Source organism: Rossellomorea aquimaris (genome assembly GCF_003315075.1).
GTDB lineage: Bacteria > Bacillota > Bacilli > Bacillales > Bacillaceae_B > Rossellomorea > Rossellomorea aquimaris_C.
Genome location: NZ_QNRJ01000024.1, coordinates 1 through 21,390, shown reverse-complemented (window position 1 = coordinate 21,390; position 21,390 = coordinate 1). Strand labels below are relative to the sequence as shown.

Genomic DNA, 21,390 nt, shown 5'->3' with positions numbered 1-21,390 from the left:
TGATTTCGTCATATGTTCTGGAAATAATGATCGTGCAGCTGCAACCTATATAAGGAGGAAATGGAATGAACAATAAGAGAACACTCGCGTTGGCAGGTATATTAGCGATCGGGATCGCGGGAGCCCTTCCCGCCTTTGCGGCTGAGGAGGACGCTGCTGAGACGAACGACTCGGCGGTTGCTAAGCAGGCATTTGGCGGACATCACGGCGGTGGACCTGGAAAGTTCCACATGGATGAGGAACAGTTGAAGGAAAAAGCAGAAGAGCTTGGAATCGACAGCACCGATATGGATTCACGGGAACTGGCCCAAGAGATCATGGAGGCCGAACTCGAAAAAAGAGCGAAAGAATGGGGCATTGAAACAGAAGGAAAGGATCACCGTGCCGTCATGGATGAAATCCGCCAGGCGGAAATGAATGAAAAAGCGAAAGAGCTGGGGATATCAACGGAAGGCAAAGACCAGGAAGTGCTTTCTCAAGAGGTAAGGGAAGCTTTGCTTAAACAGAAAGCGAAAGAACTTGGAGTGGAAACCGAGGGCAAGGAACTGGATGAGCTTGCAGATGAAGTAAGGGAAGTTGCACTTCTGAATCAGGCAAAAGATCTTGGCATCGAGACAGAAGGCAAAGAGCATCCTGAATTAAAAGAAGAGATATTCGAAGCCTCCATTTTAAAAGCCGCCAAAGAACTGGGTATTGAAACAGAAGGCAAAACGTCCAAAGAACTGATGGAAGAAATCGTGACCGATCATGCCGATGAAGCGAAGGAACTGGATTTCTTCCCATTCAATAAGGAAGAGGGATTCTTCTTCCACATGGGTGGGAAAGGCCACCACAATGGTCCTGGTCATGGAAAAGGACCATATGGAGGAGCACCTGAGGCAGAACAAAGTGAGGCACCTGCTGCCGAGTCCGAAAGTGATACATTATAAGGATTGAAATCCCCGCCAAATGTGCGGGGGTTTTTCATTAGGAGGTTACATTAGAATGAATCAGTCAAAACGACTATACTTTAGATAGGGAGCCATGGGGACAGGTACCTTGGCACAGTATTGGAATGGAGCCACGGTACCTGTCCCCATGGTTCAGTCGGGAAAGGAGCGATGTTGATGAACGTATTGGTCATTGAAGACAATAAGAGTGTCACAAGCATGCTTGAGATGTTTTTTATAAAAGAAGGGATTCAAGGGGAGTTTGTCCACGACGGGGCTGAAGGGTACCGGCGTTATAAAGACGGTGATTGGGATCTCGTCATTCTGGACTGGATGCTGCCTGGGATGGACGGGGTCACCATTTGCCGGAAAATCAGGGAGGAAGGGTCACAGATCCCGGTCATCATGCTGACGGCGAAGGATAGTGAATCGGATCAGGTGCTTGGCCTCGAACTCGGTGCCGACGATTATGTGACCAAGCCCTTCTCCCCCCTTGCCCTGATGGCCAGGATAAAGGCTGTTTCGCGGCGGTATCAAGGGGAGAAAAGCAGCGGGTCAGGAAGTCACGATGTCTCGACGGCAGATTTCCAGATCAGTAAGGAAACCCGTGAAGTCCTGCTGAAAGGCGTTCCCCTTACCAATCTGACACCAAAGGAATTTGAATTGCTCTATTATCTTTCACGTCACCCGCGGCAGGTGTTCTCGAGGGAGCAGCTTCTCGAACGCGTGTGGGGATATGATTTTTACGGGGATGAACGGACGGTCGATGTCCATATCAAGCGGCTTCGCAACAAAATCGGCAGCAAGGAAAAGCCGTACCTGCATACGGTCTGGGGAGTAGGGTATAAATTCGATGAGGCGGCGGCCGGGGATGAAAATTAGATATCTTTATCAGCTGCTACTCAGCCATACAAGCGTACTCATCATCGCCTTCTTGATCCTTGGCACCCTGTTTTCCCATTATGTCGAAAATCTTGTCTACGAAAATAAGGTCACGGAACTCAGGACGTACGGGGATAAAATTTTATCAGATCTTGAAAGGCCAGGTCCGAGACGGCCTCTTTATCTGGAGGAATACAGCAACTTGCTTCATGCCCGGAACATCGATGTGATCACGTTCAACCGCCAAGGGGAGGTATCATTCTCCAGGGGAGGGGTGTACCCGCGAATCGAGCTCTCAAAGGATGAGTGGCAAAAGATCGAGGGCGGTGAAACCGTCCCGCTGAAGAAAGATTTCGGTCGTTTTGACCAGGCTGTATCCCTCGTCATCATGCCCCGGATTGTGGATGGTCAGCTGACGGGCGGGCTGATCCTGATTTCACCGATCAGCGGCTCAAGGGAAATGCTGAGTGAAATCAATCGATATCTCCTGTATATCGTACTTCTGTCCCTGGCGATTTCCCTCTTGATCAGCTTGTTCTTGTCAAAGCTCCATGTGAAAAGGATTCAGAGGATCCGGGACGCCACTTCCCGTGTGTCATCCGGTCATTACGATGTTCAAGTCCCAAGCTCGAACTTCGATGAAATCGGCGATCTTGCCGAAGATTTTAATGAAATGGTCACGAAACTCCGGGCATCCAAAGAGGAAATCGATACTCTGGAGAACCGGAGAAGGCAGTTCATGGCGGATGTATCACACGAATTGAGAACCCCGCTGACCACGATCCGCGGTGTCATCGAGGGAATCAGAAACGATATGATCCCCGAAGAACAGAAAGAGAAAAGCTTCGGACTCGTCAGCGAGGAAACGAGGCGCCTGATCAGACTGGTGAACGAAAACCTGGACTATGAAAAAATCCGCTCCAACCAGGTAACCATCACGAAAGTCACCTTACCATTACTGGATGTCCTCGAAGTCATCAAGGAACAGCTCGACTTTCAGGCAGAAGAAAAGGGGAACGAAATCAGGATTTCGGCAGATTCTGCTGCTACGGTATATGCCGACTATGACCGGCTCATCCAAATTCTGATCAACATCACGAAAAACAGCATCCAATTCACCTCCGGGGGAACAATCACGTTAAGCGGCTCGTCTTCCGGGACTGAAACCGTCATTGAAATCGACGACACAGGGATCGGCATGGACCCCGAAGAAATCCGGTCGATTTGGCGCAGGTTCTACAAAGCGGACCTGTCCCGGACGAATAATCCATACGGTGAATTCGGCATCGGACTCTCCATCGTAAAGCAATTGGTGCTCATGCATGAGGGGACGATCGAGGTTTTCAGTGAGAAAGGGAAGGGTACGAGGTTTGTGATTCGGTTGCCGTTGTAGGTAGTGGATCAAGGAGTCAGGGAACGAACCAAGGGGACAGGTACCTTGGCCCGGTCTTGGATTGGAGCCTCGGTACCTGTCCCCTTGGTTCAAACAAGAAAAAAAACCGCATGGACTCCAACAATCCACGCGGTTTTCTTATGGGGTAAAATCAGTTCATTTCTTCAAGGAATGCTTTTTCAAAGATATCGACAAGATATTCCAGTGTGAAGGGATCACTATACATGATTGAGTGTAAAGTTTGGATAACTGTTCTATGATAGGGTGACGTTATTAAGTTGATTAGAGGCGTCTCTCCTATGAAATGTTGAAACTATAAAACAAATTCGATCATTTTCAGTTATAATAGAATATAAAAAGGGAGTTTTGTTAATTTTTAAAAAATTATCGAAAGTAGGGAAGCAATGCCGACGTATCATTCTGAGTTATTGACCGGTTTACTTCTTAATCTCCTTGTCATTTTGATCATGATTTTACTTATAAGCTTTCAGTATCTTTCCCGAAATAAAGTACATAAGCTCCACATTAAACCACTGTCGATCTATGTGGCCTGTTCGCTTCTCCTGTTGCTTAGTCTTGCTTTGTCTGTTCGCTTGGAAGATGGATTTGTGTATGATTTGCGGTTCATCCCTTTTTTACTCGGGGGGATATATGGTGGGAACAGGGTCTTACCTTGGCTTGCTGTCACGATGATTGCGGTCCGGGTACCGATGCTTGGTCCGGGGTTAGTGGTGACGATCATCATGGCGATTCTCTTCACGTTCGTGATTATGTATATGCGACCGAGATTGGAGGGCAAAGATTGGAAAGCGAGGGTATATTGGTATACGTTGATGTCGTTTGGTTACTCGGTTCTTTCGTTGTTGATCCCGTCTCTCGTATTTGATTTCGATTATACGAGCTCGTTCCTGGTTTATTCTGCTGTCCTGAGCGGGTCGACGTTCTTTGTCTTTTACTTATGTGAAATCATCCGGACGATTTATACCCTTCAGCTGGAAGCGATTAAATATGAGAAAATGCAGGTGGTCAGTCACCTGGCAGCCAGCATGAGTCATGAGGTGAGGAATCCTTTGACAACGGTGAAGGGATTTCTTCAGCTGATTCAGGAAGACCCTTCCAACGTGAGCATCAATAGTGAGCTTTCAAAGGTGGCCGTCAGTGAGATCGACCGCGCCACAGAAGTGATCAACCAATACTTGAACTTTGCGAGGCCCCACCCGGAGCTTGAGGTGGAAGTGGAGATCCGGGATGAAATCAACCGATCGACGGAGATCATCATGCCCCTGGCGGTCAAAAAGGGAATCGTCCTGAAGGCAAACATCCTCCATCACCATTCCATTATAGGGGATCCCAATAAGCTGCAGCAGGTCCTCATCAACGTGATGAAAAACGGGCTGGAAGCGATGGAAACAGGCGGTACGCTTCGAATCTTCAGCTATCAGGAGGGAGACAGGGTGTTCATCGTCATCAACGATACGGGAACCGGGATGACCAAGGAACAACTCATGCGCCTCGGGGAACCCTACTTCTCCATGAAAGGCAAGAACGGAACCGGCCTCGGCATGATGACCGTCTTCCAACTCGTCGAAGGCATGAAAGGCACCATCAAAGTCCTAAGCAAACCGGGCAAAGGAACCTCCGTCATCCTCTCCTTTCCGATATATAAAGAAGAGGGAAACCTAAATAGAATGAAACAAACAACAGAGGTCCGTCCCTCACTGCGTTAAAGGAGTGAGGGACGGACCTTGTTTTAGAAGGGACAGAGCACTTGTCCCTATAAACCGCCGCCGCTCTGATGTTAGTGAATAGAGTAAGGTCCGTCCCTCCTCACTGTGACGATTACTTGTCGCCAATGACTGCCACGGTTTGAAATTGTCTTGAGTCCGGTCCTTTTACTAGTTTTACGTTTTTAAAGCCGGCCTTTTTCATTAAGGGAAGTAATTGGGTGTTCAACATGTGGTGGACTCCACTCCAGGTCTCCCCATTCTTGCCGGTGCAGAGTGTGATCGTTACGGAACCGTTGTTCTTCAGGACCCTGTGAATCTCAGAAATGGTTTCGATCGTCACGTCCCAAAAATAGATCGAGTGGATACTATAGATCTTGGTGAACATGTCATTGTCTAAGGGGATCTTGCATACATTTCCTTGTATGAACGCAGCCCGCCCCTCTTTAATGGCCCGTCTATTCCTGGACTTTGCTGACCGGAGGATGGAATCCGACAGGTCGAGTCCGGCTGCATACTCGACATCAGGTGATTTAAGCAGTTGTTTGATGGCGTAGCCTGCGCCACATCCAATCTCCAATACTCGTTCTTCCTTCGTTACATTTAGTAAGTTCAATGTCCAGCGTGTTTCTGTCCGATGTTGCAAGACCATCTTTTCCCCAAAATATCGTCCCAGTATTCCTTTAGGTAATTGATATTGCTGATCAGCATATTCCTTTAATTTGCTTCGTATCATCTGGTTCTGATCCTCCCCATATACGGAATCTTAAGAAAAGTATAGTATAATCAACATATTAAACAAGGTGATAATCCTTATAGTTAGTATTAACTTTTTTAATAGAAGAGGGGTGATTTATTTGGATATGAATCAACTAAAGGCTTTCGATCATGTCGTCCGGTTCGGCAGTTTTAGTAAAGCTGCCAGGCATCTGAATCTTTCTCAACCTACGATTAGTGTCAGGATACAGGGTTTAGAGAAAGAGGTTGGAAGGGGTCTATTTCACAGAGTCGGAAAGAGGGTAGAATTAACAGATGCAGGGAAGGGGTTCCTGCCGTATGCGAGACAAGCCATTGAAATAGTCACGAACGGGATGGAGAAAGCGCGTCTCATACAAGAAGGGAAAGCGGGCCATGTTACGATCGGGACTATCCCTACATTTACTTCCGGGGTATTCAGTTCAGCGATGGCTCATCTCAATACGTGGTCTCCCGAGATTCACGTCGAAATACACACGGGGCATAATCAGGAAATCCTTGAAATGCTGTATGACGGATTTATTAAGATGGGGTTAGTGACCAATCCCTACTATAATACAGACGTTAAAACCATCCTTACTCTAAAGGAACCGCTCATTTTAGTGGCACACCCTTCTCATCCTCTCGCTTCAGCATCTGATGAAAGACGAACATCCGCTGAAATCATAGAGAAGAGTGATCCCTACATCATGGTGGATTGGAGTACTGAAAGTAAACATTGGCAGAAATCAATGACGAATCTCAGCATGAACTTCATAGAATTACCCCCACCCACTGCTTTGGATTTGGTGCTTTCCAACAAGGGAGTGGCCCTGGTCACAGAATCAATGGTAAAGAACGGCTTGGAAACCAATCAGTTAGTCAGAATACAACCAGCAGACTTCCCATTACTATATCGGGAAATCGCTCTGGTAAGTCTGGATTCTGAAAAGAGCTTATCCCCTGCTGCCAAAACGGTTGTTGAGGTCTTTAGATCACGGGCCGCGGTGGGACAGAGGGGACAGGCACCTTGTCCCGATAGTCAGGCGCCGTTCGGGGAATAAGTAAGGAGATTAAGAGACCATGGTTTTTAAATGGGGATTGATGTTCCTACTATGTATGTTATATAAACAAAACAGCTATCCCGATTAAAAGGAAAATCATCAGGATCGATAATACAATTATTCTTCTATTCATGTTAGCAGCCTCCTAAGGTGATGAAGTTCCCCTCATCTTAACATAGATTCTTTGGGTCTTGATTCACGTTCCCTGACAACGTGACAAAAGGCGGGGCAGGGCAGGTGTCATTTGACGGGGCCGGTAAGTGTTGAAAATGGTAAAAGGAAGGTGCCATCTTGCAGGATATAAAAAGCTACAGCACATTTAGAAAAATTGAGCCGATCAACAAGGGCTGGTCCAGCGACAAGAAATACTATATTAAAACCGATACGGGCGAGAAGCTCCTGCTCCGAACGGCTGATCGTTCAGCCTATGAGATGAAGAAGAGCGAGTTTGAGGTGATGAAACGGCTGGCTGGAAGGGGACTCCCCATATCGCAGCCGATCGATTTTGGCATTTGTGATAACGGCGATTCTGTTTATTCGCTTTTTACATGGTGCGAGGGAGAAGACGCCCAGATCGTGTTGCCCAAGTTGACCGAGACCGAGCAATATGAACTCGGGCTTGAATCGGGGCGGATCCTGAGGGAAATCCACTCCATTCCTGCGCCGGCTGACCAAGAGGACTGGGAAGCGAAATTCAACCGTAAAGCGGATGGCAAGATCAAGCAGTACAAAGACTGCCCCATTAAAATAGAAGACGGCGACCCAATCATTGCCTATATAGAGGCAAACAGGCATCTTCTTCGGGGGAGGCCGCAATCGTTTCATCATGGAGACTATCATGTGGGGAATATGGTCATTTCGCCGGAACGGGAACTCTCCGTCATCGATTTCAACCGTCATGACTTCGGTGATCCGTGGGAAGAGTTCAACCGCATCGTATGGAGCGCTTCGGTCAGTCCGCACTTTGCCACCGGCCAGCTCAACGGTTATTTTAACGGAAGGCCGCCGGAGGAGTTCTTCAAGCTCATGGCTTTTTACATAAGCAGCAATATGCTGTCGTCGGTTCCCTGGGCCATTGCTTTCGGTGAGGAAGAGGTGAACGTCATGAAGGATCAGGCAAAGGAAGTGATGGGCTGGTTTGATGGTATGAATAATCCAGTGCCGACCTGGTATTTGGAGGAATTCTATATTCAGTACGTCAATCAGATTCCATATAAGTTAAAGTCTCCTTTCGACCTTTCGTTCATCGAGCAATATGGTGAGGTTTTCAAAGTGTATGATGATCAGGATTCGGGCAATATCTGCTTTGGGGTGAAGGACGGGAATGAGAGGTATTTTATCAAATTCGCCGGTGCCCCGACTGAGAGATATGCCGGCCAACCTGAAGATGCCGTCGCTGGTCTTACAGCTGCCGTTCAGGTGTATCAAGATTTGGCGCATCCTCATTTGATCCGGTTGATTCGTGCGGAGGAAGTGGGGGGAGGATTTGCCGCCATATTTGAATGGACAGATAGTGAGTGCATGGGAAAAATGTATCCACTGTCCAGGGAGAAATTCTTGCTGATGCCGGACAGTACCAAGCTTGAGGTATTCAACGACATCCTGGACTTTCACATTCACGTGATCAAGCAGGGATATGTGGCCATCGACTTTTATGACGGCAGCATCCTGTATGATTTTCACAAGGAAAAGACCCTCATCTGTGATATTGATCTCTATTCCAAAATGCCCTATATCAATACGATGGGCAGGATGTGGGGATCATCACGCTTTATGTCACCGGAGGAATTCACACCTGGTGCACCGATTGATGAAATCACGAATGTATATGGCATGGGGGCTACCGCTTTCGCCTTGTTTGGCGGGGAAAAAGACCGGTCCATGGAAAAGTGGCGGTTGAGTAAGGAGTTATATGAAGTGGCGCTGAAGGCGGTCAGTGATGACAGGGATAAGCGCCAGCAGTCATTGGCGGAGTTAAAATATGAGTGGGATCGGGCAAGGAGGGGTAAGTGTTAGTTATAACATATCCAGCAGAGCCAAGGGATTAAGTTTCCGTTTTCTCAACCCTCGGGGACACACCAATTTCCCCCTTTTTTAAAAAAAGAGGGTCATTTCTTCCCTTTTAGGTTCATAAAATGCGATTATGAGGCTTCAATGATTGATTGGAGAGGCAAATCCTTTTAGGATCCACCCTCTTATAACTTTTATGAACCGGTTTTGGTACTTTATGATCCGCTTTTGGAATATATGAACCGGTTTCAGAATATTTGATCCGAAAATCTGATTTATGAACCACTTTTGCCCTCTTATGATCCGTTTGTCGAAACTTGTAAGCTAGTCAAAGACCGTTACAGCTGAAAAGACCGGGATGGATGGTTGAAAGTTGATCTTTATACGACTTGCCTATCATCACATCACTTTCCCAATCCCGGTCGATACACCAAAGTCCATTGTTCCTTTCACAATTTTATTCAAATGCCACCACCACTCGTCCAGTGGGATTTGCTTCTCGTCTGATAGGTTAAAGTCGTATACTTTACTGATATGTTCGACCATCTTTTCAGCATGTTCAATCAATTTCAAATCATATAGCGCAAGATGAACTTTTTCATCGAATTCTAATTGGTCATAAACTCTTTGAATGGCGGATCGATCGTGCAGCATTCGCAAGCTTTCAAATGGGCTGCTATCCATATCGTTCACGTCTTCGGCATAGTTCAGAATATCTTGTTTATATGAACTCATTTAAATAACGGAAAATCCAGTTTTAACAACATGGTCTTGATCTGTAGGATCACCCCCTTCCTCCACCGCCCACTAATCGTCACATTTAACAAAAATCCCCTAAACAAGTACCCGGAACTTCCTGTTATAGTTATAGTACAATGAAGGTTGAATGAAAGTAGAAACTTGTCTATGAATCTAGCGATGGTAGGGGAAATCAATCATGACACTAAAAAAGATAAAGAGCATCCTGTTCATGCTGCTTGGCTCGATATCCCTGGTGTTCGGGATTGCCGGCACCGTGCTTCCGGTTCTGCCGGGAGGTCCTTTTTACTTATTTGCCGCGTTTTGCTTTGCGAAAAGCTCCAAGCGGATCGATCGTTGGTTTAAGAGTACAGTCATATATGATAAATATGTTCTCGCCCTCCTTCAAAAGAAGGGGATGACCCGGAAAGAAAAAATCAGAATCAACGTCACGGCTGATTTCTTTATTTTGCTATCAGTAGTGTTCGTAGATATCCTGTTTGTCCGGATCATCTTAATCGGGCTCGCTTTATATAAACATTACTATTTCATAAAAAAAATCAAGACGATTCAGCCGGAGTCGTATCAGGTGGAGCAGAGCCAGTGATCTGTGGGGATTACGGCTTGTAATGAACCAAGGAGTTACGAGACACAATGCTGAAAAGATATCAATTAAAAAGCGATTTCAGAGGGTTCCAAAAGGGGTCCCTCTTCTATTTGATTGCAGAATCTGAGTATATTGGCATCAAGGAGTATGTATTGCGGACGAGAGATTTATCCAGGAGAATGATGATCTCTGAAAAGGAAATGGACAAATACTTTATTCTTATGAAATAAAGACCCGTCGATGAGTAACGGGTAACGTTTCCTGTCGCAGAAGCCGAAAATGCAGCCTAATTTGTACTACTTTTTATATCTGTTATTGCGTTTAAAAATAAATGGCTCAGTTCACTATATTGAGCCGTTTAACCTCTATTTTAGGTAAAGGAGCGGCCTTTCACGGACCTAGAGATGAGGAATCAGCATGCTGTGATAAATAAGCGGAGAAATTTCGCTTAATTAGGAAAAAGAATATAAAATACCTTAAATAGACGGAAAGATTCCGACTATTGACTCGTAAAACGTGTAAATTGGGTAATTTTAATGTGCTTAACCGGAAAAATTCCGCCTATATACCCCGTACCGAGCTCTATTCTGCAAACTAAACGGAAAAACTCCGGTTATTTTAAATATCACTGGTGTATAAGACTTCACATTAACATATTTAGGGGATTTGAATGTGTTGTGTAGCATTTTTAGCATGACAAATTGTATACTAAATTGAGGGTGAAATGGAGCCAAGGAACCTGTCCCCATGGCTCCATGTTTTACGGACGAGAGATTTATCAAGGAGAATGATGATCTCTGAAAAGGAAATGGAGAAATACTTTATTCGTATGAAATAAAAGACCCGTCGATGAGACGAGTCTTTTTTTGGTTGCGAGATAAGGTGAAATTAGAATATGGGGATGTAACCTACAATCCTAAAGCCATTTATCTTTATAACTATGACGGCGATAACATATTAGTCGAGATGATGGGTAAAATAGAAGAAAAAGGTCTACTAACAAATGAAGAGTTATCTAAGCTCATATTTAGTATTTTAATGAAGAGTAAAGAGAGTTTTTAAAAAAGAGCGATTGACCTCTTCGAACTGGCAAAGAAAATTAAAGATGAAGATCAACAAAATATTGTAGCTGGTGGTGTAGCTGTTCTTGTTTCTAAAGCAATGAATGAACAATACGAAGAAGACTTAAAGGAGGCATTAAGAATGAGTCAAATTCTAGAAAACTACGATGCTGAGTTGCGTAAAGAAGGAGAAAGACTAACCCTTTTAAGACTTGTTCAAAGTCATTTATCAAGAAAAAAATCAGATGATTACATCATGGATGCACTTGAAATTTCACAGGAAGAACTGGATAACTTAATAAAAGCATTGGCAGAGCATAAGAAAATATAAATTTAAAATCGACATAAAACATAGTGGTTAATTCGTTTAATGACTCTAAGGATGACGCTTCCCGTTAAAGGGGGCTTTTTTTTATTGGAGAAAGCAAGAATGAACCATGGGGACAGATCTAGGAATGGAGCCAAGGTACCTGTCCCCATGGTTCCAGTGAGGGATTCAATCACTATTCGCTATTGCCCCACCCCACAATATTTGAAATAATTGACATTAAGCGAACATAAACAGTAAAGAGGGGGAAACAACATGATGTATTTTTTTATTTTCGTCGGAATCCTGGTCCTATACTTTGCTATTAGAATTTGGATCGGTTCCAGGAAGATGGAGTTTTATGGGGATAGCATCAAGAATACGTCCCGAAATTCCAGGGATGAGGCCTATGAGAAGTCCGCACGGTATTCCCAACAAGCCATGAATTCAAATCATCATTCTGGTGGAGGTCCCAATGGTTAAGTCTCTGGCACATGTTAAGAAAATCATGATGACCGTTGTAAGCTTGATGGCAGTCCTTTCATTGTTCGGCTGTGCGGAAGATGGAACAGGCGGCATTGACAATGAGAAAGCGGAAGTGATTGCCATGGCACAATTTGAAAAAGATTTACAGGAACATAATGAAAAAAGCTTTAAAAAAATCAGTATGGATGACGTGGAACTCCTTTCAAAAGAAACCCATTTCAGTAGTGAAGCAAAGGCTTGGAAAATCACGTTCAACTATAAAGATGGGCTCACTAGCGAAGACTCAGCAACCAACTCGATTGCTCATTATAGTGTAAGTCCTGGTGGGGAAATCATCCAAAAGTCAACTTCATTCTAATGAATGACGCAAGAACTACTTAACTTATGAGTAGCTCTTGCGTTCATTTTTTTGAGGAATGGGAGGGCATCAAGAAAATTCGACACGGGGGATTAATCATATGAAAAAATGGATCAATTCATTAAATTCCGGATCAATCCATTCGAAACTGGATCAATTATCAGAAATCAGGATTGAAAGTCGTCCAGACCGGTTTAATTACTAGCTTGAGTTACGAAAGAGGCGGGGGCATTTCAGACTCTTTCCCACGATTTCTGTTCTCAAGAAGGAATTTCTTCTTCCAAGAGAGTATATATGCCATTGAAATAAGAAAAAGGATGTGAACGATGTTGAAAAAAATGCTCCTCCCCATTCTGATCGGAATCATGGCTGCCCTCTACCTATTTATTATTCCAGCAGAACCATTAGCATTGAAAATCGTCTTCAAGCTGATCCCCATGCTACTCATCATTCTCTACGCATTCCGTCAGCTGCCTGCCAAACCGGCACCGGCCATGCGCCTCATCATCATCGGCCTGTTTTTCTGCATGTTGGGCGATGGGTTTATTGCCGTACAATTTGTAGCGGGTCTAGGAGCATTCCTCATCGGACACGTCTTCTATTTGACGGGCTTTATCAAAATGTCCAGAATGAACAAGACGCGCCTCGCAACCCTACTGCCGATTGGGTTGTATTCCTTCATCATCGGCCGACAACTGATTGCCGCGCTCCAAACCGAAGGAAATGATGGACTCGTGATCCCGGTTATTGCCTATATGCTGGTCATTTCCCTGATGGCCCTAACCGCCATCCTGACCGGTAACCGATGGGCAACTGCCGGCAGCATCCTGTTTGTCATCTCGGACTCGATTCTGTCATGGAATATGTTCGTGTCAGCCATCCCTTATTCAGATGTCCTGATCATGACAACCTACTACACGTCGCAGTTCCTGATAGCCCATAGCCTTGCAAGCTTAGGGAAGTCAGTCAGGCATGAAGAGGGAAAAAGTATGAACATGTAATCAGTGTTTGCGCCTGACGATAAACCTCGCCAGGCGTGTTTTTTTGACAAAATATAAAAAAATCCAAACTTTTTCTATAGTCATAACGTCTTATTTAGTGAAGATACATACAAAGCAGGTGAGTGTTTGAAATCCGGAACTATTTCTAAATCCGAGAAAGATCGACTACTAGAGAAAGCCATGACGGAATACGGAAATGATGTGTATTATATTGTCTATTCCTATGTGAAGGAACATAGCCTGGCGGAGGATCTGACACAAGAGATCTTCATCAAGTTTTATCAAAAGATGGATACCTTTCGCGAGGATTCCTCTCTCAAAACGTGGATCATCAGCGTGGCCGTCAATCACTGCAAGGATTATCTGAGACGGTGGGATACACGTATGGTCAGTATATCGAATAAAATCAATGACATGGTCAAAGGGAAAATGGGGGCTCCGGAACAAACCGTGATCGAGAAGGAAAAGAACTCAGAGCTGATCCAGAGCGTGTTGGCCCTGCCCATCAAGTATCGAGAGGTCATCTTTCTTTACTATTTTGAAGAAATGAAGCTGTCTGAGATCGGGGCCTGTATGGATTTGAACACCAATACGGTGAAGACACGGTTGACAAGAGGTAAGGCATTACTCGGTTCAGCAATTAAACGGAACGAGGTGTATAACAATGGATGAGCTTAAACGTTTGCGGGGTCTGATGAAAGAAGAAACCTTCAGAGGGCATGGTTTCACCAATAAAATGAGGGAAAACATTCTGAAAGAGGTTCATTCGAAACCTTCATCCAAAGCTTTCTCATTCAATAAAAAACCGATATTCGCTCCGTTGATGTCCTTTGTATTTGTTGCCGCATGCCTCTCTTTATTCGTTTATTTCGGTGGAACACAATTGGGACTCTTTGACGGAAATAACGCCAGTGCCCCCTTTTATCAATACGTGGCCAAAGATCGCCCTGAATCCCTTGGCGCAGAATTCAAGTTTCTTACAAAGGCTCCATTTGAAGTAGAGCAGGTCACGACGGAGACGGGCGAGGATTCATTAGGAAAGATAGAGAGGGTGACCTTGATGGGGAAGGAAAGGCAAACGATCCATCTGACGTTTCAATCCATTGAACCAGAATCGGATATAACATTGTCCGGGGACGAAGTGAAAGTCGGTCAATCCAAGGGCAGCTATTATGAGTCTGTGGGAGCTGAAAAGGTCAGCCGCTTGATATGGATTGAAGGGGAAACCATCAAATACGAAATCGAATTCCTGCCAGGGGGATCTGAAGTCACTCTGTCTAAAAAAGACATGATTAAGATGGCGGAGTCGTTTAAATAAAGCCTTAGGCAAGCACCATTAACCTGTAGAAGGACCTTTTTGGGGGGATCACATGTACAGTTTTATCTTTTATGTTGTCATCACCTCGGCGGCGTACTTTATCGTTGAGAAGATTGCCAGGAGAGGGTGGAACATCCCTTATAACAGAAAATCCGGCTTCGAAGGACATGGTACGATTCACACTTGGGTTATCCGAATCGGTTGGACGGTCTTCTTTATATGTGCCGTGTTTTTCGAAGCAGAACTGGTCGGGGCGATGATCATTGTCTTACTCATGGGATTCGAGGCCTTTATGCAATGGAGAATGAAAAAAGCTGAAAGGGAGTACATCATGACGCTCCTGGATCTTGTATTCTTCATCATCTTTATAACGGTTGGTTATACGTTTGATTTCTTAGTGTAGAGAAGTGTGTGATGATTGTCCCATCTCTGCTTTTTTGTAAGTGATTGAAAAACAGGGCATGATAAAGAGTTGAGAAATGAGACCAGTTTAAGCTGTTTCACCTGAATTTATGGAGTATGGTATTATGAGAATATAAGTTATTTTTACACGGTGGTGATTGTATGGGAAAGGTTCACTCTTCAGAAGAGCTTATGAAGTATATTGATGATATGAATAGTGAAAACTCAGTTGTTCAATTTTCGATCCCTGGAAAGGGTAAGTTTACTCTTGTACTACAAGAAGAGGATGAACGGTCAATTGAAGCAGATATTAAGAAACATCCCCACTTAAAACGTATGATTAAAGAAAGTGAAGAGCAATACAAGAAAGGGTTAGGAATTTCAACTTCGGACCTTTTAAAATCATTGTCAGAGAAGGATTTCAGGTAATGTCCCGTAATGTTGTATGGACTCCAATTGTAAGAGAGAAGCTTACAGAGTTTAGGAGTAAAAGATTTACGCCGATTGAAACACTCGACTATATCTCCCAAGTTATATTAGAAACTGAGGATTTGTTGAAAAATCCTGTGATCGGGAAGACTTACACAGAAGAATTTGGAAAGTATAAAGGAATATCTCGAATTGTAGTAAGGAAGTTTCAATTTTATTTTAGAATAGTAGACCATGAAGTACTTATTATTGCGGCTTTATTTCCTGGTGAAAATAAATAGTAGATGTATCGTGCAAGTAGGGACCCATCACTCAAAATAGGGGTTCTTTTTTTTGTTGATTCATTAAAGATTAATGACATACACAGCACTACTCAGGAATTAGTCTACACTTAGTGATTGTAATTCACTTCACTCAAAGAAAAAGATGACAGATCCTAAAACCATCATCCTTTACCCCTTAATATGTTCCATACAAAACACCTAAACGATCTCTATTATTCGGGAGTAATGACCTTTGAATAAGACGATTTCTTTATAATTCTCGTTCGGGTATAAATAGGTTAATCATTCAATTTCCCTATGAAGGGTCGAGCCGCTATACTACCAACCGACTTGGATGCTGAAAATCACGATCCATACATAAAACCCCTATTATAAGAGAACGTTACAACTATCTAAGCGAATAATGGGGGACGTAACGTGTCTAATAAGAATTCAACCATATTATCTGTGTGTACCTTGGTTCTGCCATGGTTCACAGCACCATTTTTAGGCAAGAAGGTATTCATTCGTTATACATCCGTAGCTATATTTACGAACGTCATTTGGAGTATCCTCAGTGTATTCGCCAATAAAAAGCGGTGGTGGAAAGCGGATCCTTTTATCTTGAAAAATGTCCATATCGATATTCCGTTTGTGGCGGGAATGTATTATATTACGACCCTTTGGGTGTTTAAGCTGACCTTCGGAAACTTTAAAAAGTATTTCGCGTTAAATGCCGTGATCGATTTCCTGCTGGCCTTTCCTATTGTGAAGTTTTACGATCGAGTGGGTGCCTTTAAACTAAGAAAGTTGAGCTCCACCCTGTTTTACATGATTGTTCTGTCATTGGCTGTCATCATTTATGCCTATCAATGCACCATGGAAAGAGTGTTGAAACGTATGACGGGAAAGCAGGGAGATTTCTCAACAACTGACGGATGATCAACTATTGCTTCTGAAGCAAGAAAGCCCAAATTATAATTTTCTTGCAGTGACCACCGAAAGTTGTTGTTAGTCGTATAAAAAAGAAGTTTTATCATCAAAGGTGTCTGTCCCTTTCAAATCTACTAGAAATGCATATAGATAGTAGTAGAGGGGAGGGATAATATGTTAAAAAACAATGTCGTGTATTATGATTCAAAAGGCAAAATGGTAGACAAACTCGATATCCAGCAGGAAAGCTGCGACCGCTCCATAGAGTATTGTGCAACCGCTATTGTTCCGGATGGATATACTTTCAGATTCACTACGTTCGATAGCTTCACGGCCTGCTCTGATTTGAGTGCGCTTGTATGTATGCTGGAAGAGCAGGAGGCGGAAGGGACTGTTGAGAACCCATGCGGTGGTACGTTGACGTGTCCTGTTGCGATCGATGCCGTTCGCCTTGTTGGTACCGCCAGATTTCATATAAACGTGGGAGACTTGACACCGATTGAAGGGGGACTTCAAATTGGTGATATTCCATGTACTCTTGCAAGCGATGTTTCCGTGCCGGTCAATCAAGTGATCCAAACGATCTGCAAAACGGAAAATTGTCAAGGGACCTGTTTTGATACGGTCGGCGCATTTGCCTTTGCTCCACAAGTGATCACCGATGCTTGCGGGCGCCAGATTGTAACCATACGGGGAGGATTGTTCCTGCGTTTTCTTGGCTGCTGATCAGAAAAACAATTCGGTATTTATTTGTTGATATTTAATAAGGTTGAATTATTTATATCATAATTTGAGAGAAACCCTGTATTGATATAGGGTTTTTCTTATGGTCTGGAACTTTAGCTGTATTGTTCAGTTAAAGGGCCATTTAATGGAAGATTAGGGAAAGTGCCTTTTGTTAAGAATAGTTAATAATTAATTGTATATTTATATATTGGTTCTTAAAATAATTTCAAATTAACTATTTACATAATTGGTTGAATATTGGATAATGTTCAATAATATTAAATGCAATGAAGAGAAGAGTAGGTAAAGGTAATCATTCACAGAGAGCTCCGGTTGGTGAAAAGGAGTAAGGATTTATTTACTGAAGCAAGCCTCTGAGCAGCACATTGGATCCATCTAGGTGATAGTGTGACAGGAGCTCCTGTTATAGAGCTAGGGTATATGTATGAGGTTCATACCGTACCTAATGAGGGGAATATGGGAACATATTACCAAACTGGGGTGGCACCACGGCGCGCAATAACTCGTCCTCAAGACAACTGTCTTGGGGGTGAGTTTTTTTTATTGTCCAAGTTTAAAATTTAAAAGGGAGTGGAAATAAAAATGCGCATAAAAATGAGTGTAAGGTCGTGGAAATATCCTTCTATTTTGCTTACTATTATTGGAATTTCTAGTATAGGGGAATGGGTGTACTTTTTAGCGTTAAACTTAATTGTTCTTGATATGATGGGGGTACTTGCTGTCTCAGGTCTATATATACTTAGAGCTTTATCTACATTATTCACTAACATTTGGTCGGGCAGTTTGATTGATCGATTGAATAAAAAGCATCTTATAGTGTGGCTTACTATATTCCAAGCAGTGTTTATTGCCTTATTGCCTTTATTTTCATCCATTTGGACAATATACGGTATGGTCTTTTTGATAAATATAGCTAGTTCCATGGCCGGTCCTACAACAATGACTTATATAACAAAGTTAATTCCTCAAGCTCAAAGAAAACGATTTAATTCTCTCGTAAGTTTAATTGATTCTAAAGCATTTGTTACCGGACCCGCCATTGCGGGAATCATATTCATGAGTGGCACCCCTGATTTTGCGATTTATATTAATGCAATAGCCCTTTTCTTAGCATCACTGATCACAATTTTCATGCCTAATATTGACAAAAATGATTTTATAGAAACAAAAGGCGAAAAACTAACTTTAAAGGTATTGAAAAATGATTGGAAATTAGTGGTTGATTTTAGTCGTAAACACGTATATATAATGATCATTTATTTACTATTTAGTGGGGTGATGGTTTTGGCAACTGCTGTAGACTCTCTGGAAGCAGCATTTGCTACAGAAGTGCTTTCTTTATCAGAGGGAGATTATGGTTTCCTGGTAAGCATTGCAGGTGCTGGAATAGTTGCAGGCTCCTTAGTAAACATAATAATTGTTAAAAAAGTAGCTACCTCTTGGCTGATTGGTCTTGGATCCCTGATGGTTTCAAGCGGTTATATGATTTATGCTTTCTCGGTTGAATTTTCGATAGCAGCAATTGGTTTTTTCATTCTATCATTTTCGATGGCGTTTATTAACACAGGGTTTTATACCTTTTATCAAAATAATGTTCCTGTCGAAGTAATGGGGCGCGTTGGTAGTGTTTATGGTTTCATCGAAGCTTTTTTAATCATTATCGGAACTATAACTTTTGGAATCATAGCTGAAGTGATATCTATTCAGTTTATTGTCATATTTGGAACTTTAATAATGTTTGTAGTAACGATTATATTATTTTTCTTTAATACGCAGCCTTCTAAATCAGGGTTTTATACTGAAAAAGATGAGACACAAACTTCTGAAACTGTTTAGGATATTGGTATGTCTTGTATTCTGACTTAGGATTAAATTAAAGAATATACCCAGAGCATAATCTTCTTAGCGTAGGAGATCAGGCTTTTTCTAAGGTGGACGAAGGAAAAGGTGGTTAATACCTGAAAAACGGAGGATTGAATTTCGTATACGACCTCTTTTAGCCATTGAGCATTTTTTAAGATTATTATCACTGACTTTGTGATAATGTTATAATTATCCAAAAGAAAAATGGAGTAGATAATATGGCAATTGAGTTAAGAAATTTTTTGATTAAAAAGGCTGTTTATTTAACACCCAAGGAGTTAAATGTTTTTAAGAGTGCCATCGAATTTGCAGAACTAGCACATTTTGGACAGAAAAGGGCTACTGGTGAACCTTATGTTTGTCATCCATTTACAGTGTGTGAAATTTTGTTGGATTACAAAGCGGATATTACAACTATTACAGCAGCTCTGCTTCATGATGTAGTTGAAGACACAGATTTCTCCATAGAGGATATTATCAACAAGTTTGGAGCCCAGGTTGCCTTAATTGTAGATGGTTTAACAAAGTTTGAAAAAGGATCCATAAACAAAGAGCTCTATGATGCCTGGAATTCTGAAAAGCTTCTTTCATACGCAGCCCAGGATATTAGAGTAGCAATTGTTAAAATTGCAGATAGGCTGCATAACATGAGAACTCTTGAAATTAAGAAAATGGAAAAGAAAGTTCCCTATGCAAATGAAACGTTAATCTTTTTCTCTCCTCTTTGTGAACGGTTAGGGTTATTTGAATTTCAATTGGAACTTGAGGAACTTGCTTTTAAGTACCTCAACCCTCAAAGATATTTAAGTATAAAGAAACTAAAAGATAACTACGAAAAAGTTTTTACTAACATCTTTAATTATTGTAAAAGAGAAATCATGGAAAATAATTCTGTACCATTTAGTGTGGACATGAATTGGAGTTCTGTACCCATCTACGATTCTTATTCAAAACTTCAAGAGGGAGAGGCTCTTCCTAATCTTTTCACCATCCATGTCATCACAGATACTTCAATAAACTGCTATACACTCCTAGGAATAATACATAATTCGTTCAGACCTGTTCCAAATAAATTCAGAGATGAAATTTCAGGTCAAAGGAAAAAATTTGAATGCCATCTTAAAACAGCAGTTTTAGTTAATGATGTTGAAATCAACTTTAAAATTAAAACTAAAAGTTCAATGAATTTGAGTATATTTAATTTACTTGAAGGGCTTTCTGTCACAGAAATAGAAACGTTCAGTTCCGAACTGTTAAGAGATTCAATTCATTCAGTTAAGGCTATTTCTAATGACCCTTTAGAATTTTATGAATTAATATCATTCGAATTACTGCAAAATGATATTACAGTTTACACTCCTAAAATGGACGTAGTTTCCCTACCTGAAGGTTCTACCGCGTTAGATTTTGCATTCTTTTTAGATTCTGCATTAGCAACAAGGATGTACAGTGCAAAAGTAAATGGTGAGCAAAAACATATATATACAAAGTTAAAAGATATAGATCTAGTTGAAATCTTGATGGAAGAGCATGAAACGGTAGATGAAGATTGGTTGAACCATGTTCAAACCTCAAGAGCAATTAAGGAGATCAATAAGAAGTTAAACAACTGATTGTTATATTAATCTGTAACGCGCTATTCAACAACCGGGCAGCAGTTTAGTTGAAGAGTAAAGAGAAAACATAAATCAGTTTGAGGTAATTATTATTAGTGTGTTAACCCAAGAACAATTGACTGATTGCTTAAAGCCTTTACTTAAAAAGCTAGGTTGTAAGAAAAGCAAAACAAATTGGCGGAAAACCACAGTTGATTTCAGCAATTATAGGAGGTATAAATATGGATTATGTTAAGGATTTAAGAAGATTGGTTGGTCATAGACCGCTAATATTAACTGGCTCCGTTGTTTTAATATTGAATGAAGATAATGAGTTATTATTACAGCATAGAACTGACGGTGGTTGGGGTTTACCAGGAGGTCTTATGGAACTCGGAGAAAGTTTAGAAGATACTGCAAGACGAGAAGTGAGAGAAGAAACTGGACTAGATATAGGAGCATTCCTGTTAAGAAGAAAATTTGAGGTTTGAAACAAAAAGAGCCCTCTTGGTATCATACGAGGTGTCCAAAGCTTCGAAGCAAAA

The 21,390-nt window shown here is 42.2% G+C and carries 24 protein-coding genes, 1 pseudogene and 1 other annotated feature; of the genes and pseudogenes, 23 read left to right on the top strand and 2 right to left on the bottom strand.

The window, feature by feature from the left end; all coding sequences use genetic code 11:
* Positions 1-65: 65 nt before the first annotated feature.
* The 4 genes from DET59_RS18820 (at position 66) to DET59_RS18805 (ending at position 4,931) form a co-directional block, all read left to right on the top strand.
* Complete coding sequence (locus DET59_RS18820) at positions 66-929, top strand: hypothetical protein (protein ID WP_113971136.1); 864 nt, start codon at positions 66-68, stop codon at positions 927-929.
* A gap of 177 nt (positions 930-1,106) precedes the next feature.
* A complete protein-coding gene (locus DET59_RS18815) occupies positions 1,107-1,811 on the top strand; it encodes a response regulator transcription factor (protein WP_113971135.1) in 705 nt (234 codons plus the stop codon).
* Positions 1,801-3,204, top strand: coding sequence for a sensor histidine kinase (locus tag DET59_RS18810; protein ID WP_113971134.1), 1,404 nt, complete (start codon positions 1,801-1,803; stop codon positions 3,202-3,204). The genes DET59_RS18815 and DET59_RS18810 overlap by 11 nt, the downstream gene beginning before the upstream one ends.
* 404 nt (positions 3,205-3,608) lie before the next feature.
* Entirely contained in the window at positions 3,609-4,931 is a 1,323-nt protein-coding gene (locus DET59_RS18805; protein WP_113971133.1) for a sensor histidine kinase, read from the top strand.
* Between the two features lie 112 nt (positions 4,932-5,043).
* Here the strand turns inward: DET59_RS18805 and DET59_RS18800 are convergent, their stop codons facing one another.
* Positions 5,044-5,664, bottom strand: a complete 621-nt coding sequence (locus tag DET59_RS18800) for a class I SAM-dependent methyltransferase (RefSeq protein WP_113971132.1) — start codon at positions 5,662-5,664, stop codon at positions 5,044-5,046.
* Between the two features lie 127 nt (positions 5,665-5,791).
* Between DET59_RS18800 and DET59_RS18795 the strand changes: the two genes are divergently transcribed.
* Both DET59_RS18795 and DET59_RS22255 read left to right on the top strand, forming a co-directional pair.
* On the top strand, positions 5,792-6,727 hold the full coding sequence (locus DET59_RS18795; RefSeq protein ID WP_142675611.1) for a LysR family transcriptional regulator: 936 nt from the start codon (positions 5,792-5,794) through the stop codon (positions 6,725-6,727).
* A 291-nt stretch (positions 6,728-7,018) separates the two neighbouring features.
* Positions 7,019-8,743 carry a phosphotransferase family protein gene (locus DET59_RS22255; protein WP_113971130.1) on the top strand — a complete coding sequence of 575 codons (1,725 nt, stop codon included), beginning with the start codon at positions 7,019-7,021 and terminating at the stop codon, positions 8,741-8,743.
* 393 nt (positions 8,744-9,136) lie between these two features.
* Here DET59_RS22255 and DET59_RS18785 read toward each other — a convergent pair whose 3' ends face one another.
* Positions 9,137-9,472 carry a hypothetical protein gene (locus DET59_RS18785; protein WP_113971129.1) on the bottom strand — a complete coding sequence of 112 codons (336 nt, stop codon included), beginning with the start codon at positions 9,470-9,472 and terminating at the stop codon, positions 9,137-9,139.
* 202 nt (positions 9,473-9,674) lie between these two features.
* Between DET59_RS18785 and DET59_RS18780 the strand changes: the two genes are divergently transcribed.
* From DET59_RS18780 to DET59_RS18700, 17 genes and pseudogenes are all read left to right on the top strand, one after another.
* The gene (locus tag DET59_RS18780) at positions 9,675-10,082 is read left to right on the top strand and encodes a YbaN family protein (protein ID WP_113971128.1); all 408 of its coding nucleotides are present in this window, start codon (positions 9,675-9,677) and stop codon (positions 10,080-10,082) included.
* Positions 10,083-10,129: 47 nt separating this feature from the next.
* A complete protein-coding gene (locus DET59_RS18775) occupies positions 10,130-10,312 on the top strand; it encodes a hypothetical protein (RefSeq protein WP_258549737.1) in 183 nt (60 codons plus the stop codon).
* 640 nt (positions 10,313-10,952) lie between these two features.
* The gene (locus DET59_RS18770) at positions 10,953-11,144 is read left to right on the top strand and encodes a hypothetical protein (RefSeq protein WP_181778235.1); all 192 of its coding nucleotides are present in this window, start codon (positions 10,953-10,955) and stop codon (positions 11,142-11,144) included.
* 141 nt (positions 11,145-11,285) lie between these two features.
* Positions 11,286-11,474 carry a hypothetical protein gene (locus DET59_RS18765; RefSeq protein WP_113971126.1) on the top strand — a complete coding sequence of 63 codons (189 nt, stop codon included), beginning with the start codon at positions 11,286-11,288 and terminating at the stop codon, positions 11,472-11,474.
* Positions 11,475-11,726: 252 nt separating this feature from the next.
* Positions 11,727-11,933 (top strand): hypothetical protein, encoded by a 207-nt coding sequence (locus DET59_RS18760; protein WP_113971125.1) that lies wholly within the window; start codon positions 11,727-11,729, stop codon positions 11,931-11,933.
* Entirely contained in the window at positions 11,926-12,294 is a 369-nt protein-coding gene (locus DET59_RS18755; RefSeq protein WP_113971124.1) for a hypothetical protein, read from the top strand. The genes DET59_RS18760 and DET59_RS18755 overlap by 8 nt, the downstream gene beginning before the upstream one ends.
* 329 nt (positions 12,295-12,623) lie before the next feature.
* Positions 12,624-13,295, top strand: a complete 672-nt coding sequence (locus DET59_RS18750; RefSeq protein WP_113971167.1) for a lysoplasmalogenase — start codon at positions 12,624-12,626, stop codon at positions 13,293-13,295.
* Positions 13,296-13,421: 126 nt separating this feature from the next.
* Positions 13,422-13,967: a sigma-70 family RNA polymerase sigma factor gene (locus tag DET59_RS18745; protein WP_113971123.1), complete on the top strand. Its 546-nt coding sequence runs from the start codon at positions 13,422-13,424 to the stop codon at positions 13,965-13,967.
* Positions 13,960-14,613, top strand: a complete 654-nt coding sequence (locus DET59_RS18740) for a hypothetical protein (RefSeq protein WP_113971122.1) — start codon at positions 13,960-13,962, stop codon at positions 14,611-14,613. Before DET59_RS18745 ends, DET59_RS18740 begins: the two co-directional genes overlap by 8 nt.
* A 52-nt stretch (positions 14,614-14,665) precedes the next feature.
* Positions 14,666-15,016 carry a DUF4181 domain-containing protein gene (locus DET59_RS18735; protein WP_113971121.1) on the top strand — a complete coding sequence of 117 codons (351 nt, stop codon included), beginning with the start codon at positions 14,666-14,668 and terminating at the stop codon, positions 15,014-15,016.
* A 161-nt stretch (positions 15,017-15,177) separates the two neighbouring features.
* Positions 15,178-15,444, top strand: a complete 267-nt coding sequence (locus DET59_RS18730; RefSeq protein ID WP_113971120.1) for a hypothetical protein — start codon at positions 15,178-15,180, stop codon at positions 15,442-15,444.
* Positions 15,444-15,725 carry a type II toxin-antitoxin system RelE/ParE family toxin gene (locus DET59_RS18725; protein WP_113971119.1) on the top strand — a complete coding sequence of 94 codons (282 nt, stop codon included), beginning with the start codon at positions 15,444-15,446 and terminating at the stop codon, positions 15,723-15,725. Before DET59_RS18730 ends, DET59_RS18725 begins: the two co-directional genes overlap by 1 nt.
* A gap of 420 nt (positions 15,726-16,145) precedes the next feature.
* On the top strand, positions 16,146-16,649 hold the full coding sequence (locus DET59_RS18720) for a hypothetical protein (protein WP_113971118.1): 504 nt from the start codon (positions 16,146-16,148) through the stop codon (positions 16,647-16,649).
* Between the two features lie 165 nt (positions 16,650-16,814).
* The gene (locus DET59_RS18715) at positions 16,815-17,366 is read left to right on the top strand and encodes a hypothetical protein (RefSeq protein WP_113971117.1); all 552 of its coding nucleotides are present in this window, start codon (positions 16,815-16,817) and stop codon (positions 17,364-17,366) included.
* Between the two features lie 278 nt (positions 17,367-17,644).
* Positions 17,645-17,901, top strand: a binding site (T-box leader).
* Positions 17,902-17,969: 68 nt separating this feature from the next.
* Entirely contained in the window at positions 17,970-19,223 is a 1,254-nt protein-coding gene (locus DET59_RS18710) for an MFS transporter (protein WP_113971116.1), read from the top strand.
* Positions 19,224-19,468: 245 nt separating this feature from the next.
* Positions 19,469-20,863: an HD domain-containing protein gene (locus tag DET59_RS18705; RefSeq protein WP_113971115.1), complete on the top strand. Its 1,395-nt coding sequence runs from the start codon at positions 19,469-19,471 to the stop codon at positions 20,861-20,863.
* Positions 20,864-21,087: 224 nt separating this feature from the next.
* Positions 21,088-21,300, top strand: a pseudogene (locus tag DET59_RS18700) (NUDIX domain-containing protein); the annotation flags it as partial.
* Between the last annotated feature and the right edge of the window lie 90 nt (positions 21,301-21,390).

Excerpts from the sequence above, each read along its gene's own strand:
- DET59_RS18820 (WP_113971136.1), top strand. The coding sequence starts at position 66 with ATGAACAATAAGAGAACACTCGCGTTGGCAGGTATATTAGCGATCGGG.
- DET59_RS18815 (WP_113971135.1), top strand. The coding sequence starts at position 1,107 with ATGAACGTATTGGTCATTGAAGACAATAAGAGTGTCACAAGCATGCTT.
- DET59_RS18810 (WP_113971134.1), top strand. The coding sequence starts at position 1,801 with ATGAAAATTAGATATCTTTATCAGCTGCTACTCAGCCATACAAGCGTA.
- DET59_RS18805 (WP_113971133.1), top strand. The coding sequence starts at position 3,609 with ATGCCGACGTATCATTCTGAGTTATTGACCGGTTTACTTCTTAATCTC.
- DET59_RS18800 (WP_113971132.1), bottom strand. The coding sequence starts at position 5,664 with ATGATACGAAGCAAATTAAAGGAATATGCTGATCAGCAATATCAATTA.
- DET59_RS18795 (WP_142675611.1), top strand. The coding sequence starts at position 5,792 with ATGAATCAACTAAAGGCTTTCGATCATGTCGTCCGGTTCGGCAGTTTT.
- DET59_RS18785 (WP_113971129.1), bottom strand. The coding sequence starts at position 9,472 with ATGAGTTCATATAAACAAGATATTCTGAACTATGCCGAAGACGTGAAC.
- DET59_RS18780 (WP_113971128.1), top strand. The coding sequence starts at position 9,675 with ATGACACTAAAAAAGATAAAGAGCATCCTGTTCATGCTGCTTGGCTCG.
- DET59_RS18775 (WP_258549737.1), top strand. The coding sequence starts at position 10,130 with ATGCTGAAAAGATATCAATTAAAAAGCGATTTCAGAGGGTTCCAAAAG.
- DET59_RS18765 (WP_113971126.1), top strand. The coding sequence starts at position 11,286 with ATGAGTCAAATTCTAGAAAACTACGATGCTGAGTTGCGTAAAGAAGGA.
- DET59_RS18760 (WP_113971125.1), top strand. The coding sequence starts at position 11,727 with ATGATGTATTTTTTTATTTTCGTCGGAATCCTGGTCCTATACTTTGCT.
- DET59_RS18755 (WP_113971124.1), top strand. The coding sequence starts at position 11,926 with ATGGTTAAGTCTCTGGCACATGTTAAGAAAATCATGATGACCGTTGTA.
- DET59_RS18740 (WP_113971122.1), top strand. The coding sequence starts at position 13,960 with ATGGATGAGCTTAAACGTTTGCGGGGTCTGATGAAAGAAGAAACCTTC.
- DET59_RS18735 (WP_113971121.1), top strand. The coding sequence starts at position 14,666 with ATGTACAGTTTTATCTTTTATGTTGTCATCACCTCGGCGGCGTACTTT.
- DET59_RS18730 (WP_113971120.1), top strand. The coding sequence starts at position 15,178 with ATGGGAAAGGTTCACTCTTCAGAAGAGCTTATGAAGTATATTGATGAT.
- DET59_RS18725 (WP_113971119.1), top strand. The coding sequence starts at position 15,444 with ATGTCCCGTAATGTTGTATGGACTCCAATTGTAAGAGAGAAGCTTACA.
- DET59_RS18715 (WP_113971117.1), top strand. The coding sequence starts at position 16,815 with ATGTTAAAAAACAATGTCGTGTATTATGATTCAAAAGGCAAAATGGTA.
- DET59_RS18710 (WP_113971116.1), top strand. The coding sequence starts at position 17,970 with ATGCGCATAAAAATGAGTGTAAGGTCGTGGAAATATCCTTCTATTTTG.
- DET59_RS18705 (WP_113971115.1), top strand. The coding sequence starts at position 19,469 with ATGGCAATTGAGTTAAGAAATTTTTTGATTAAAAAGGCTGTTTATTTA.